The organism is Nocardia sp. JCM 38205 (assembly GCF_058222935.1).
This window is the reverse complement of record NZ_JBYHFL010000010.1, coordinates 109,911-126,595: the sequence shown is the minus strand read 5'-3', so window position 1 is coordinate 126,595 and position 16,685 is coordinate 109,911. Positions and strand designations below refer to the sequence as shown.

1 protein-coding gene (only partly in view) is annotated in these 16,685 nt (G+C 70.5%); it reads left to right on the top strand.

The window, feature by feature from the left end:
- Window positions 1-16,685: the end of a non-ribosomal peptide synthase/polyketide synthase gene (locus tag AC4HOU_RS27065; RefSeq protein ID WP_490725532.1), read on the top strand. The gene continues 26,977 nt to the left of window position 1, outside the view; the window shows 16,685 of its 43,662 coding nt (coding positions 26,978-43,662); the start codon falls outside the window, past its left edge; the stop codon is at window positions 16,683-16,685.

The following is a 16,685-nucleotide window of genomic DNA, read 5'->3' as shown; positions in this document are numbered from 1 at the left end:
CGCTGATCGCCACCCAGGTGGTGGCCAGGCTCGGCGCCGCCCTCGACACCCGTGTCCCGGTGCGCACCCTGTTCGAGGCGCCGTCGGTGGCCGCGCTGGCCGCCAAGCTGGAATCGCATGCCGGTACCGGCAGCCGTCGCGCGCTCGTCGCCGGGCCGCGCCCGGACGAGGTGCCGCTGTCGCTGGCCCAGCAGCGCATGTGGTTCCTCAACCGCTTCGACAACCAGACCGCGGTCAACAACATCCCGCTCGCGGTCCGGCTGACCGGCGCTCTCGACACCGAGGCGCTGGCGCTGGCCGTCGCGGACGTGATCGACCGGCACGAAGTGCTGCGCACGGTCTACCCGCAGACCGCCGACGGTCAGGGTGTGCAGGTGGTGCTGCCCGCCGGGCAGCATCGCCTCGATCTCACCCCGGTCGACGTCCCGCAGGCCGAGATCACCGACCGCATCAGCGAATTGGTGCTCACCGGCTTCGACGTCACCGCCGAGGTGCCGGTGCGCGCCGAGCTGTTCCACGTGCTGGACGGCGAGGGCCCCGAGACCCACGTGCTGGTGTTCGTGGTGCATCACATCTCCGGTGACGGCTGGTCGGTGCGCCCGCTGGCTCGCGACGTGATGGTGGCCTACGCGGCCCGCACCCGCGGCGAGGCGCCCGGCTGGGCGCCGCTGCCGGTGCAGTACGCCGACTTCGCGCTGTGGCAGCGCGACACCCTCGGTTCGGAGGACGATCCGTCCTCGCTGATCGCCCAGCAGGTCGCCTTCTGGTCGAACACCCTGGCCGGGCTGCCCGAGCAGCTGGATCTGCCCGCCGACCGCTCCCGGCCGGCGGTGGCCTCCAACCGTGGCGAGGTCTACGAGTTCGGCATCGACGCCGAACTGCTGCGCGGGCTCGACGCGCTGGCCCGCGCACACGGCGCCAGCCTGTTCATGGTGGTGCACGCGGCCTTCGCGGCGCTGCTCTCGCGCCTGTCCGGCAGCGATGACATCGCCATCGGCACCGCCGTCGCGGGCCGTGGTGAGGCCGCGCTCGACGACGCCATCGGCATGTTCGTCAACACCCTGGTGCTGCGCAGCGAGGTGCGCCAGGACGAGCCGTTCACCGAGTTGCTCGCCCGCACCAGGGAAACCGATCTCGCCGCCTTCGGGCACGCGGATCTGCCGTTCGAGCGGCTGGTGGAGATCCTGAATCCGGCGCGTTCGCAGGCGCGGCATCCGCTGTTCCAGGTGATGCTGTCGTTCCAGAACACCGGCGAGACCACCTTCGAGCTGCCCGGCCTCGAGGTCGCGGGCCTGCCGCTGGATGTGGTGACGGCGAAGTTCGATCTGCATCTCAACCTCACCGACGCCGCCGACGGTATGAGCGCCGAATTCGCTTATGCCACCGATATGTTCGACCGCGATACGGTGGCCTCGCTGGCCGAGCGGCTGCTGCGGCTGCTGCGTGCGGCCGTGGCCGAACCGGCGGCCGCGATCGGCGATACCGATCTGCTGGCCACCGGCGAGCGCGAGCGGCTGGTGCGGGAATGGAACGCGACCGGCTTCGACGTGGCCGCCGCACTGCCGGCGAGCCCGTCCGCGACCGACCCCGCGACGCTGGTGGCGATGTTCGAGGCGCAGGCCGCCCGCACCCCGGATGCCCCCGCGCTCACCTTCGCCGCGACCACCCTCACCTATGCCCAGTTCAGCGCGCGCGTGAACCGCCTGGCCCGGCATCTGATCTCGCTCGGGGTCGGCCCGGACACCTATGTCGCGCTGGGTATGCGCCGCTCGATCGAACTGGTCGTCGGCATGTACGCGGTGACCGTCGCCGGTGGCGCCTATGTGCCGCTGGACCCCGATCACCCGGCCGACCGCACCCGCTACGTCCTCGACACCGCCGACCCGGTGTGTGTGCTCACCACCGCGGCCGACGAATTCGACGCGGGCGAACGCACCGCGCTCGAGATCGAGGCGCTGGACCTGTCCGGCTACTCGGCCGCACCGGTGACCGATGCCGAGCGCACCGCGGCGCTGCTGCCGACGCATACCGCCTACGTCATCTTCACCTCCGGTTCGACCGGTCGTCCGAAGGGTGTGGCGGTCTCGCACGGCGCGATCGTGAACCGTCTGGTGTGGATGCAGTCGGCGTACGGGCTCGACGCCACCGATGTGGTGTTGCAGAAGACGCCGTCCACCTTCGACGTGTCGGTGTGGGAGTTCTTCTGGCCCTTGCAGGTCGGCGCGCGCCTGGTCGTCGCCAAGCCGGACGGGCACCGCGATCCGGGCTACCTGATCGACCTCATCTCCGCCGAACGGGTCACCACCACGCACTTCGTGCCGTCGATGCTGTCGGTGTTCGTCGCCGAGGAACGCGCGGACGAATGCACCAGCCTGCGCAACGTCTTCGCCTCGGGTGAGGCCCTGCCCGCCGCCACCGCGCAGCGGATGCAGGAACTGACCGGCGCCCGCCTGCACAACCTGTACGGCCCGACCGAGGCCGCGGTCGACGTCACCTTCCACGAGGTGACCGAGGCCGACACGGTGTCGGTGCCGATCGGCGCGCCGGTGTTCAACACCCAGGTCTACGTGCTGGACGCCCGGTTGAACCCGGTGCCCACCGGCGTCGCGGGTGAGCTGTATCTGGCCGGCGTGCAGCTGGCGCGCGGCTATGTGGCCCGCCCGGATCTGACCGCGGACCGCTTCGTGGCCAACCCCTTCGGCACCGGTGAGCGTATGTACCGCACCGGTGATCTGGTGGCCTGGACCGCCGACGGCGAGCTGGAGTACCTGGGCCGCACCGACTTCCAGGTGAAGCTGCGTGGCCTGCGCATCGAGCTCGGCGAGATCGAGGCCGCGCTGACCGGGCTGGACGAGATCGCCCAGGCGGTCGTGCTGGTGCGCTCCGATGATCGTCTCGGCGATCAGTTGGTCGGCTACCTGGTCGCCACCGCGGGCCAGAGCATCGACCTGGAGAGCGTGCGCGCCCGGCTCGGCGCGGAACTGCCCGCCTACATGGTGCCGACGGCCTTCGTGGTGCTGGATCAGTTCCCGCTCAACGCCTCCGGCAAGCTGGACCGCAAGGCGCTGCCCGCGCCGGTGTTCGAGGCCAAGGCGTTCCGCGCGCCGTCCACCCCGATCGAGGAGATCGTCGCCGGCACCTTCGCCGATGTGCTCGGCGTGGCAAGGATCGGCCTGGACGACGACTTCTTCGCCCTCGGCGGCAACTCGCTGCTGGCCACCCAGGTCACCGCGCGACTCGGCGCGGCCCTGGACACCCAGCTGGCGGTGCGCGACCTGTTCGAGGCGTCCACGGTGGCCGCGCTGGCCAACCGGGTCGAGCGCAACGCCGGTTCCGGCCGGGCCCGCCCTGAGCTGACGGCAGGGGAGCGGCCCGAGCGGATTCCGCTCTCGCCTGCCCAGCAGCGGTACTGGTTCCTCAACCAGTTCGACACCGCGACCTCAGCGGTCGACAACATTCCGCTGGCGGTGCGGCTGTCGGGCCGCCTGGATGTCGGTGCGCTGGAACAGGCCATCGGCGACGTCTTCGCCCGGCACGAGGTGCTGCGCACCATCTACCCGCGCTCGGCCGACGGTCCGCATCAGGTGATCGGCTCGGCGGAGCGGCACGCCCCGCACCTGACCGTGATCGCGGTGCCCGAATCGCAGCTGGTCGCCAAGGTCATCGAATTCGCCATGACCACCTTCGACGTCACCGTCGAGGTGCCGCTTGCGGTGGCGCTGTTCCGCATCGTCGCCGACGACACCGGCGCCGCCACCGACGACCATGTGCTGGCCTTCACCGTGCACCACGTGGCCGCCGACGGTTCCTCCATGGGCCCGCTGGCCCGTGACGTCATGGCCGCCTACGTCGCCCGCGTCCACGGCGACGCCCCGCAGTGGGCGCCGCTGCCGGTGCAGTACGCCGATTACGCGCTGTGGCAGCGCGCGGTGCTCGGCGACGAGGACGATCCGGAGTCGCTGGCCGCCAAGCAGGTCGCGTACTGGAAGAACACTCTCGCCGATCTGCCCGATCAGCTGGAACTGCCGGCCGACCGGCCGCGCCCGCCCGCGCAGTCCTTCCACGGCAAGGCCATCCGGTTCGAGATCGATCCCGAGCGGCACGCCCGCCTGCACGAACTGGCGCGGGCCAACAACGCCTCGCTGTTCATGGTGGTGCACGCGGCGCTCGCGGTGCTGCTGTCGCGGCTGTCGGGCACCGATGACATCGCCGTCGGCACCCCGATCGCCGGCCGCGGTGAGCGCGAACTCGACGATCTGATCGGCATGTTCGTCAACACCCTGGTGTTCCGCACCTCGGTGACGCCCGGCGCGCGCTTCACCGACCTGCTCGCCGATGTGAAGGAACGCGACCTGGAGGCGTTCGCCAACGCCGACGTCCCGTTCGAGCGCCTGGTCGAGGTGCTCAACCCGGTGCGCTCGACCGCGCGCAACCCGCTGTTCCAGGTGGGCCTGTCGTTCCAGAACCTGGCCGAGACCACCTTCGAGCTGCCCGGCCTCTCGGTGAGCGCGGTGAACTTCGATTCACAGCTGGCCAAGACCGATCTGCACGTCACGCTGTACGACCGGTACGCCGATGACGGCACGCCGGCCGAGATCATCACCGAATTCGGTTACGCCATCGACCTGTTCGACGAGTCGACGGTGCAGAGCTTCGCCGACCGTTTCGTGCGGGTGCTCGACGCCGTGGTCGAGGACGCGTCGCTGCCGGTGGGCGAGATCGATCTGCTGGCGCCGGCGGAGACCGAGCGCATCGTCACCGAGTGGAACGACACCGCGCACGAGGTCGATGCGTCGGCCACGCTGGTGTCGCTGCTGGATGCGACCGTCGCGGCCACCCCGGAGGCCGTGGCGTTGGTCGCCGACGAGCCGTCCGGTATCCGCGAAGTCGCCCACCCGTCGCCCGACCACCACCCCTCATCGACTCGCTTCGCGAGGCTGACGTATTCCGAGCTCGATGCCCAGGTCAACCGCCTGGCCCGCTACCTCATCGGACGCGGTGTCGGACCGGAAGACCGGGTCGCGCTGGCCATCCGGCGCAGCGCCGATCTGGTGACCGCCATGTACGCCGTCGCCAAGGCCGGCGCCGCCTATGTGCCGATCGACCCGGATCAGCCGGCCGAACGCACCGATTACATCCTCGCCACCGCGGCACCGGTCTGCGTACTGACCACCGCGCGCGACGATTTCCGCACCGATGCGGCCGAGGCCGTGCGGATCGACGAGCTGGACTTGTCCGGCGTCGCCGCCACACCGGTGACCGCCGCCGAACGGCGCACGGAGCTGACCGCGGCGCACACCGCCTACGTCATCTTCACCTCCGGTTCGACCGGCCAGCCCAAGGGCGTCGCGGTGCCGCACCGCGCGATCGTCAACCAGTTGCTGTGGGAGACGGCCGAATACGCGCTCGGCGCCGACGACGCGATCCTGCTGAAGACGGCCGCGACCTTCGACCTGTCGGTGTGGGAGTTCTGGACCGCCGCCGTGTGCGGTGGGCGCCTGGTGATCGCCACCGCCGACGGGCACCGCGATCCGTCCTACCTCAACGAACTGATGCGCGGCACCGAGGTCACCACGCTGCATGTGGTGCCGTCGATGCTGGACGCGCTGCTCACCGAGTCCGGCGGGCACCTGCCCGCGAGCCTGCGCCGGGTGCTGGCCATCGGTGAGGCGCTGCCCGCCGCGACCGCGCAGCGGTTCCTGGCAGGCAACGACAGCGCGCTGTTCAACCTGTACGGCCCGACCGAGGCGGCGGTGTCGATCACCAGCCACCGCGTCAGCACGGCCGACGAGCTGTCGGTGCCGATCGGTGCCCCGGAATGGAACAGCCGCGTCTACGTGCTCGATGCCCGGCTGCGGCCGGTGCCGGTGGGCGTGTCCGGTGAGCTGTACCTGGCGGGTACTCAGCTCGCGCGCGGCTACTTCGGCCGCGCCGATCTGACCGCCGACCGCTTCGTCGCCGATCCGTTCGGCACGGGCGAGCGCATGTACCGCACGGGTGACCTGGTCGCCTGGAACAGCGACGGTGAGCTGGAATACCGGGGCCGCACCGACTTCCAGGTGAAGATCCGCGGTTTCCGCATCGAACTCGGCGAGATCGAGGCCGCGCTGCTGCGGCAGCCGAACGTCACCGCCGCCGCGGTGCTCGCGCACACCGACCCGAACATCGGTGACCGGCTCGTCGCCTACGTGGTGTCCGCCGACGGCGCGATCGAGCAGCGGCAGTTGCAGGCGGCACTGGCGGCGGAGCTGCCGTCGTACATGGTGCCGTCGGTGGTGGTCGAACTCGACGCGCTGCCGTTGAACGCCAACGGCAAGCTGGACCGTAAGGCCCTGCCGGAGCCCACCTTCGAGAAGGCGGTGTTCCGCGCCCCGGTGACCCCGATCGAGCAGATCGTGGCGAATGTGTTCGCCGACGTGCTGCGGATCGCGGAACGGCCGGATTCGGAAGACAAGCGGCTCGGCCTCGACGACGACTTCTTCGCCTGGGGCGGCAACTCCCTGCTGGCCACCCAGGTGGCGGCTCGGCTGGGCGAGGCGCTCGACACCCGGGTGCCGGTGCGGCTGCTGTTCGAGGCGTCCACGGTGGCCGCGCTCGCGGTGCGGGTGGAGCAGCACGCCGAAGCGGGCGGGCGTAAGGCGCTGGTCGCGGCCCCGCGTCCGGCGGAGATCCCGCTGTCGCTGGCCCAGCAGCGGATGTGGTTCCTCAACCGCTTCGACACCGATTCGGCCGCCTACAACGTGCCGATCGCGGTGCGGTTGAGCGGCGATCTGGACGTCGCGGCGCTGCGTGCGGCGATCGCGGATCTGGTCACCAGGCACGAGATCCTGCGCACGGTCTACCCGCAGCACGACAGCGGTCCGGTGCAGGTGATCCTGCCGCCGAACCGGGCGATTCCGCGCCTGGATGTACGGGTGATTCCGGCGGGCGAGATCGAAGCCGCCGTGGTGGAACTGACCTCGACGATCTTCGACGTCACCACCGAGGTGCCGATGCGCCTGGCACTGTTCCAGGTCGCGGACGAGAACGGCGCGCCGCGCAGCGAATACGTGCTGGCCATGGTCGTGCACCACATCTCGGGCGACGGGTCCTCGGTCGGCCCGCTGACCAGGGACCTGATGACCGCCTACGCCGCCCGCTCGGTGGGCGAGGCGCCGAACTGGTCGCCGCTGGCGGTGCAGTACGCCGACTACAGCATCTGGCAGCGTGAGCTGCTCGGCGACGAGAACGATCCGAAGTCGCTGGCCGCCAAGCAGGTCGCCTACTGGGCCGACGCGCTCGCCGAGCTGCCCGATCAGCTGGATCTGCCGTCGGACCGTCCGCGTCCGGCCGTGCAGTCCTTCGCAGGCGGCAAGGTGGAACTGCACGTCGACGCCGACACCCACCGCGCGCTGATCGAACTGGCCCGTGCCGAGGGCGCGACGCTGTTCATGGTCGTGCACACCGCCCTCGCGGTGCTGCTGTCGCGGCTGTCGGGCACCGACGACATCGCCATCGGCACCCCGATGGCCGGTCGCGGTGAGGCCGTGCTCGACGACCTGATCGGCATGTTCGTCAACACACTGGTGTTCCGCACCCGCGTGGACGCAGGCGAGCCGTTCACCGAGCTGCTCAACCGGCAGCGCGATATCGACATCCAGGCCTTCGCCAATGCCGACGTGCCGTTCGAGCGCCTGGTCGAGGTGCTCAACCCGGTGCGCTCGACCGCGCGGCATCCGCTGTTCCAGGTGGGTCTGTCGTTCCAGAACCTGGCCCAGGCCAGCCTGGAACTGCCGGGCCTCGCGGTGTCGGGGCTGGATATCGACACCCAGCTCTCCCAGTTCGACCTGCACCTGATCGCCACCGACCGCTACGGCGACGCGGGTGAGCCCGCCGGCATCACCGGCTTCTTCACCTACGCCACCGATCTGTTCGATCACGGCACGGTGCAGGGCTTCGTGGACCGTTTCGCCCGCCTGCTCGGCGAGATCGTCGCCGCGCCGCGCACCCCGGTCGGCGATATCGAACTGCTCGACAGCGCCGAGCGCACCCGTCTGGTGGCGGGCCGCAATGCGACCGAGCAGCGGGTCGACACCGAGGCCACGCTGGCCTCGCTGCTGGATGCCACGGTGGCGGCGGCGCCGAAGTCGGTCGCGCTGGTCACTGATGACGGCGCCCAGCTCGCCTACGGTGAACTCGACTCCCGCGTGAACCGCCTTGCCCGGCACCTGATCTCGCTCGGGGTCGGCCCCGAGTCGCGGGTGGCGCTGGCGCTGCGGCGTTCGGTGGATCTGGTGGTCGCCATGTACGCGGTGACCAAGTCCGGTGGCGCCTATGTGCCGCTGGATCCGGATCAGCCGGCCGAGCGCACCGGCTACATCCTGGAGACGGCCGCACCGGTGTGCGTGCTGACCAACGCCGACGCCGGCTTCGATTCCGAACTGGCGCCGGTCATCTCGCTCGATGCGCTGGACCTGTCCGCGCTGAGCGAGGCGCCGGTCACCGACGCCGATCGGGTGGCGCCGCTGCTGCCGCAGCACACCGCCTACGTCATCTTCACCTCCGGTTCGACCGGCCGCCCGAAGGGTGTCGCGGTGCCGCATGCGGCGATCGCGAACCAATTGCAGTACAAGGTGGCCGAATTCGGGCTGGACGCCGCGGACGCGGTGCTGCTGAAGACCGCGGCGACCTTCGACCTGTCGGTGTGGGAGTTCTGGTCGGCGGCGGTCTGCGGTGGCCGGTTGGTCATCGCCGCGCCCGACGGCCATCGCGACCCGGCGTACCTGAACGAGCTGATGGCCCGCGAATGGGTGACCACCCTGCACGCGGTGCCGTCCATGCTGGACGCGCTGCTGACCGGTGAGCTGCCGGATTCGCTGTGGCGGGTGCTGGCCATCGGTGAGGCGCTGCCCGGTTCGCTGGCCCAGCGGTTCCGCGAGTCGCATCCGCGCACCGAGCTGTTCAACCTGTACGGCCCCACCGAGGCCGCGGTCTCGATCACCACCCACCGGGTCGGCGCGGCCGATATCGCCTCGGTGCCGATCGGTGTGCCGCAGTGGAACAGCCAGGTCTACGTGCTGGACGCCCGGCTGAACCCGGTGCCCGACGGTGTGGCCGGTGAGCTGTACCTGGCCGGTGCGCAGCTGGCGCGCGGCTACTTCGGCCGCGCGGACCTGTCCGCGGAACGGTTCGTGGCCAACCCGTTCGGCACCGGTGAGCGCATGTACCGCACCGGTGACCTGGTGGCCTGGAACCGCGCCGGTGAGCTGGAGTACCGCGGTCGCACCGACTTCCAGGTGAAGATCCGCGGTTTCCGCATCGAACTCGGCGAGATCGAAGCGGCGCTGCTGGCCATGCCGGAGGTCGCGCAGACCGCGGTGGTGGCCAAGTCCGATCCGCGCACCGGCGATCGTCTGGTGGCCTACCTGGTGCCCGCCTCCGGTGTGGCCGCGCATGTGGACGAGGTCGGGCTGGAACGGCAGCGCGGCGGTCTCGATGTGGCGCAGGTGAAGTCGGCGCTGGCGGCGGCGCTGCCGTCGTACATGGTGCCCGCGGCCTTCGTGGTGCTCGACGCGCTGCCGTTGAACGTCAACGGCAAGCTCGACCGCAAGGCGCTGCCGGAGCCGGAGTTCGAGGTGCAGGAGTTCCGTGCGCCGTCGACCCCGATCGAGGAGATCGTGGCCGGTGTGTTCACCGAGGTCCTCGGCGTGCAGCGGGTCGGCGCCGACGACGATTTCTTCGCCCTCGGCGGTAACTCGCTGCTGGCCACCCAGGTCGCGGCCCGGTTGGGTGCGGCGCTGGATGCGCGGGTGCCGGTGCGGACGTTGTTCGAGGCGTCCACCGTCGCCGGTCTCGCGGTCAAGGTCGAACAGCATGCCGGCGCCGGTGGCCGCCGCGCGCTGGTGGCGGGCCCGCGTCCGGAGCAGGTGCCGTTGTCGCTGGCCCAGCAGCGGATGTGGTTCCTCAACCAGTTCGATACCGCCTCGGCCGTCAACAACATCCCGGTCGCGGTGCGGTTGAGCGGCGACCTCGATGTGGCGGCATTGCAGCTGGCCGTCGCCGACGTCGTCGGCAGGCACGAGACCCTGCGCACCGTCTACCCCGAACAGGGTGGCGCCGCGCACCAGGTGATCCTGCCCGCCGACCAGGCGGTGCCGGATCTGACGCCCGTCGCTGTGCGCGCAGGCGAACTGCGCGAGCGGATCGTCGAGGTGATCTCCGCGGGCTTCGACGTGACGGTGGAAGTGCCGTTGCGCGCCAAGCTGTTCCAGGTGGACGGCACCGACTATGTGCTGGTGTTCGTCGCTCATCACATCAGCGCCGACGGCTGGTCCATGGGCCCGCTCACCCGCGACGTCATGGTCGCCTACGCGGCTCGCGCGAACGGTGTCGAGCCGGGCTGGGCGCCGCTGCCGGTGCAGTACGCCGATTTCAGCATCTGGCAGCGCGAGGTGCTCGGCTCGGAATCGGATCCGGACAGCCTGATCAGCCAGCAGGCCGAGTACTGGCGCGCCACGCTGGCCGGACTGCCCGACGAGCTGAACCTGCCCGCCGACCGCACCCGTCCGACAGCACAGTCGTTCGCCGGTGGCCGGGTGGTGTTCCCGATCGAGGCCGAGCTGCATCGCAGGCTCGCCGAGGTGGCCAGGGAGCAGAACGCGACCATGTTCATGGTCGTGCACGCCGCGCTCGCGGTGTTCCTCGCGCGCATGTCGGGCACCGACGACATCGCCATCGGCACCCCGATCGCCGGTCGCGGCGAGGCCGAACTCGACGACGTCATCGGCATGTTCGTCAACACGCTGGTGCTGCGTTCGCATGTGCGCGGTGAACTCACCTTCGGTGAGCTGCTCGCCGCGACCAAGGACGCCGATCTGCAGGCGTTCGCGCACGCCGATCTGCCGTTCGAGCGGCTGGTGGAACTGCTCAACCCGGAGCGTTCGACCGCGCGGCATCCGCTGTTCCAGGTGGCGCTGTCGTTCGAGAACCTGCCGGACAACAGCTTCGAGCTGCCCGGCCTGCATGTCGAAGCCGTCGATTTCGACGTCGACACCGCCAAGTTCGACCTGTCGCTGACCATCCGCGAGGCCGCGGGCGACGACGCCGCAGGCATGTACGCCGAGTTCTCCTTCGCGCGTGACCTGTTCGACGACGCCACCGTCGAGGTGTTCGCGCAGCGCTTCACCAGGCTGCTCGAATCCATCACCGCCGCACCGCAACAGCCGGTGGGCGATCTGGCGATCCTGGCCGACGCCGAATACGAGCTGCTGACGCACGTGCACGGCGAAGACGTGATGGCCACCGGCCTGCTGCCGGATCTGCTCACCCATGGCGCCCGGCTGAACCCGGACCAGATCGCGGTGCGCTACGAGGGCCGCTCCATCACCTACCGCGAGCTCGACGAGTACTCCTCGCGGCTGGCGCGGGTGCTCATCGAGCGTGGGGTCGGGCCGGAGCGCATCGTCGCGCTGTCGTTCCCGCGCTCCTACGAGATGGTGGCCGCGTTCTGGGCGGTGGCCAAGGCCGGCGGCGCGCACGTGCCGGTCGACCCGACGTATCCGGAAGACCGGATGCGCCACATGGTGACCGACTCCGGTGCCGTGCTCGGCCTGACCGCGCGCCAGTACCTGGACCGGCTGCCGCACGAGGTCGAGTGGCTGTGCCTGGACGATCCGGCCACCGATGAGCTGATCGACGCGCGGTCGCCCGCACCGGTCACCGATGAGGACCGGATCAGCTCGCTGGCCATGCGGCACCCGGCCTACGTCATCTACACCTCCGGCTCGACCGGTCTGCCCAAGGGCGTCATGGTCACCCACGCCGGTATCGGTGGACTGGCCGACGTCGCGGCGGATCTGTACCACCTGGAATCGCACCACCGGTTCCTGCACATCTGCTCGCCGAGCTTCGATCCGTCGGTGCTGGAGTGGGTGGTCACCCACTACACCGGCGCGACCCTGGTGATCGTGCCGTCGCACATCATCGGCGGGCCCGACCTGGCCGAGCTGCTGCGCGCCGAGCGGGTGACGCACACCGTCATCACCCCGGCGGTGCTCGGCACGGTCGATCCCGAGGGTCTGGACGAACTCGAGGTCGTCTCCGTCGGCGGTGACGTCACCACGCAGGAACTGCTGGCCAAGTGGGAGCCGGGCCGTAAGTACTTCAACGCCTACGGACCCACCGAGACGACGATCATCTCGTCCTACGCGCGCCTGACCGCGGGCCGCCACGTCACCATCGGTTTCCCGGTGCACGGCATGACCGCGCTGGTGCTCGACGCCCGCCTGAACCCGGTGCCGCCGGGTGTGGCAGGCGAGCTCTACCTGGCCGGTGGCGCGCTGGCGCGCGGCTACCACAACCGCCCCGACCTCACCGCGGACCGGTTCGTCGCCAACCCGTGGAGCAGCGAGGGTGCGCGCATGTACCGCACCGGTGACGTGGTGCGCTGGTACGCCGATCCCGAACAGCGGGCGGGCAATGCCGCGGTGGACACCGTGCGATGGGAACTCGACTACGTCGGACGCTCGGACTTCCAGGTGAAGATCCGCGGCTTCCGCGTCGAGCTCGGCGAGATCGACACCGCGCTCGGCAGGCACCCCGACGTGGAGTTCGCGATCACCCTCGGCCGCGACACCGACGCGGGCGCGACGATCCTGGTCTCCTATGTGCTCGCGACGCCGGGCCACGAGATCGACACCGAGCGGCTCACCGAGTTCGTCTCGCGCTCGTTGCCGCCGCATATGGTGCCGTCGGCGATCGTGGTGCTCGACGAGATCCCGTTGACCCCGGTCGGCAAGCTCGACCGCAAGGCGCTGCCGGAACCACAGCTCGCCCCGCGCGAATTCCGGGCCCCGGTCACCGAGGTCGAGGCGATCATCGCCGAGGTGTTCGCCGAGGTGCTCGGCGTGGATCAGATCGGCGTGGACGATTCGTTCTTCGCCCTCGGCGGCGACTCGATCCTGTCCATCCAGCTGGTGTCGCGGGCCAAGGCGCGCGGTGTGGTGTTCAGCCCGCGTGACGTGTTCGAGCGGCGCAGTGTGGCCGCGCTGGCCGAGGTCGCCACGCTCGGCGCGGCACCGGGCCAGATCAGCCTGGAGGAGCTGCCCGGCGGCGGTGTCGGTGACATCCCGCTGACGCCGATCATGGCGCAGATCCTGTCGAGCGGCTCGTCGTTCGACCGGTTCTCGCAGTCCATGGCGTTGCGGCTGCCCGAAGGCATCGACCGGCAGACCTTGGTCGCCACCATCGCGGCCGTGTTCGACCACCATGACGTGCTGCGCTCGCGGTTGCGTCGCGCCGGCGAGTCGTGGGCGTTCGAGGCGCTGGAACGCGGCGCGGTCGACGTCGACGCGCTGGTGCACCGGGTCGACGCGCCAGCGGACATCAGCGAGGCCGAACTCACCGAGCTGGCCACCGCCGAATTCGACGCCGCCCTCGGCCGATTGGATCCGGCCGGTGCCGCGATGGCGCAGTTCGTCTGGTTCGCCTTCGCCGGCGACCGCCGCGATGTGCTGCTCATCGTCGCCCACCACTTCGTGGTCGACGGCGTGTCCTGGCGCATCCTGATCCCGGACTTCGCGGTGGCGTGGTCGCAGCTGGCCGCCGGTCAGCCGGTGAACCTGCCTGCCAACGGCACGTCCATGCGGCGCTGGGCGCACAGCCTGGTCGACGCGGCCGCCGAACCCGAGCGGGTCGCGGAACTGCCGTTCTGGCAGGAGGTCACGGCCACACCCGATCCGCAGCTGGGCGCGCGGGCGTTCGACCCCGAGGTCGACACCTTCGCCACCGTGGAGCGGGTCGAGGTGTCGCTGTCGGCCGAGGTCACCGATGCCGTGCTCACCGCGGTGCCGAGCCTGTACCGCGGCGGTGTGAACGACGGCCTGCTGTCGGCGCTGGCCATGGCCGTCGCGCGCTGGCGCGGTGGGGACGCGGCGCTGGTCAAGCTCGAGGGCCACGGTCGTGAGGAAGAGGTCGTGCCCGGCGCGGATCTGTCCCGCACGGTCGGCTGGTTCACCGCGGCCTACCCGGTGCGGCTGGCCCTCGGCGACGCCGATCTCGACGACGCCTTCGCCGGCGGCGCCGCGCTCGGCGCGATCGTCAAGTCGGTCAAGGAGCAGCTGCTCGCCGTGCCCGACAAGGGCCTCGGCTACGGCATGCTGCGCTACCTCAACGACGAGACCGGCACGCAGCTCGCCGGCGGTTCCACCGGCCAGATCAGCTTCAACTATCTGGGCCGGATGTCGGCCGGTGAGATCCCCGAGGAGCTCGCCGAGGTCGGCTGGGTGCCGGTGGACGATCTGGGCCGCCTCGATGTCGAGATGGACCGGGATATGCCCGCCAACGCCGTGCTCGACATCAACGCGATCGTCACCGACGGCGCGGACGGACCGGAGCTGGGCGCGTCGCTGGCGTTCCCGTCCGGGCTGCTCACCCGCGAACAGGTGCGCGAGTTCGCCGACCTCTGGGTGGCGGCGCTCGAGGCGCTCGCCGCGCATGCCCGCCGCCCCGACGCCGGTGGTTTCACACCATCGGATATGGCGCTGGTGCATGTCGGCCAGAGCGATCTGGAGCAGTGGGAGCGCGAGTTCCCGGCGCTGTCCGAGGTGTGGCCGCTGTCGCCGTTGCAGTCGGGCCTGCTGTTCCACGCACTGATGACGCAGGCCACCGTCGACGTCTACACCATGCAGGCCGTGGTGGATCTCGGTGGCAGCCTGGATGTTTCGCGACTGCGCGCCGCGGCGCAGGGCATCATCGACCGGTACCCGAACCTGCGCACGGCCTTCGTCACCGATTCGTCGGGGCAGGCGGTGCAGGTGGTGCTGGACCGGGTCGAGGCACCGTGGACCGAGGTGGACCTGCGGGAGTTGCCCGAGGCCGAGCGCCTCGGCGAATTGCAGCGCCGGATCGCCGCCGATCAGGCCACGCACTTCGATATGGCGGTGCCGCCGCTGATGCGGTTCACCCTGTTCCGCACCGGCGAGACGCAGTGGCATCTGGCGATCACCACCCACCACATCCTGCTCGACGGCTGGTCGATGCCGCTGCTCATGCGGGATCTGCTGGTGCTGTACGCGGTGCGCGGTGATCAGACCGCGCTGCCGCGGGTGGCCTCCTACCGCAACTTCCTCGGCTGGCTCGCCGGACGCGACCGCGAGGAATCGCTGCGGGCCTGGGCGCGGGCGCTCGACGGGCTCGGCGAGCCGACCCAGCTGGCGCCGCAGCCGCGCGGAACCGAGGACTACTCGATCGGCAAGCTGATCACCGAGATCGACGCCGACCGCACCCGCAAGCTCACCAAGCACGCCGCCGAACTGGGCGTCACGGTGAACACGCTGGTGCAGGCCGCGTGGGGCATCCTGCTCGGCAGGCTCACCGGCCGCGGCGACGTGGTGTTCGGCGCGACGGTGTCGGGCCGGCCTGCGGAGCTGCCCGGCGTGGAGTCGATGGTCGGTCTGTTCATCAATACGCTGCCCGTGCGGGTGCGCATCGATGATCGGCAGAACGTCGGCGAACTGCTGGAGACCCTGCAGCACGAGCAGGCCGATCTGCTCGACCACCACTACGTCGGACTGACCGATATCCAGCGGGTGGCCGGACCGGCCTCGCAGTTCGACACACTGCTGGTGTTCGAGTCGTATCCGATGGACAAGGAGGCCATTTCGGCGGCCAGCTCCATCGACGGCATGTCGGTGACCGGTGTCGGCGTCAACGACGCCACGCACTACCCGCTGACCCTGCTGGTGACCGCCGAGGCGACCATCGAGCTGACGCTGAAGTACCTGCGCAGCCGGTTCACCGCCGACGAGGTCGAGGTGCTGTCCACCAGGTTGCAGCGGGTGCTCGACGCGCTCGTCGGCGACCCGGCCGCGCTCGTCGGCGATATCGACATCCTCGATGCCGGGGAGCGGGCGCAACTGCTCGCCGACTCCGGGGTCGCCGCCGCGACCGCCGCACCCGAGCCGGTCGGCCGGGTCGGTGCCAGGACGGTGGCCAAGGTGCTGGCCGAGGTCGTCGAGGAAGATCCGCAGGCGCCCGCGCTGCTGGCCGGTGATGCCGAGATCGCCTACCAGGAGCTGGACCGCCGGTCCTCGCAACTGGCGCGGCTGCTCATCGCCCGCGAGGTGGGGCCAGGTGACGTCGTCGCGGTGACCCTGCCGCGTTCGGTGGATGCCGTGGTGGCGGCCTGGGCGGTCCAGAAGGCGGGTGCCGCCCTGCTCTTCGCCACCGGCCGCACCGCCGACGAGATCACCACCGCCGGAGCGGCTTTCGTGATCGGTGCGACCGGCGGCCTGCCGGGCCTCGACCCGGCCGACCCCGCGATCGCCACCGAACTCGCCGCCGCCCCGGGCCACCCGGTCTCCTACGCCGACCGGGCCCGCCCGCTCGGCGAAGACCACCCGGCCTTCGTGCTGCTCACGGAGGGCGCACCCGTGGTCCTGACCCAAACCCAGGCCCTCGACCGCGCCGAACACCTGCGCGAGGTGAACGAGATCGACTACGAGTCGGCCACCTTCACCACGGCGGGCACCGGCCGGGCAGCCGTCGACGAGTTCCTGGCCTCCGCCACCGCCGGCGCCCTCTCGGTCCTCCCGACCGACGCGGACCCCGCCGACGACATCGCGGACGGGGAAGTAACGCACTGGTTCGTGGTGCCGGGCGAGGTGATCGACGGGGCGGGTGACGTCCGGATCATCGGCGAACAGTAG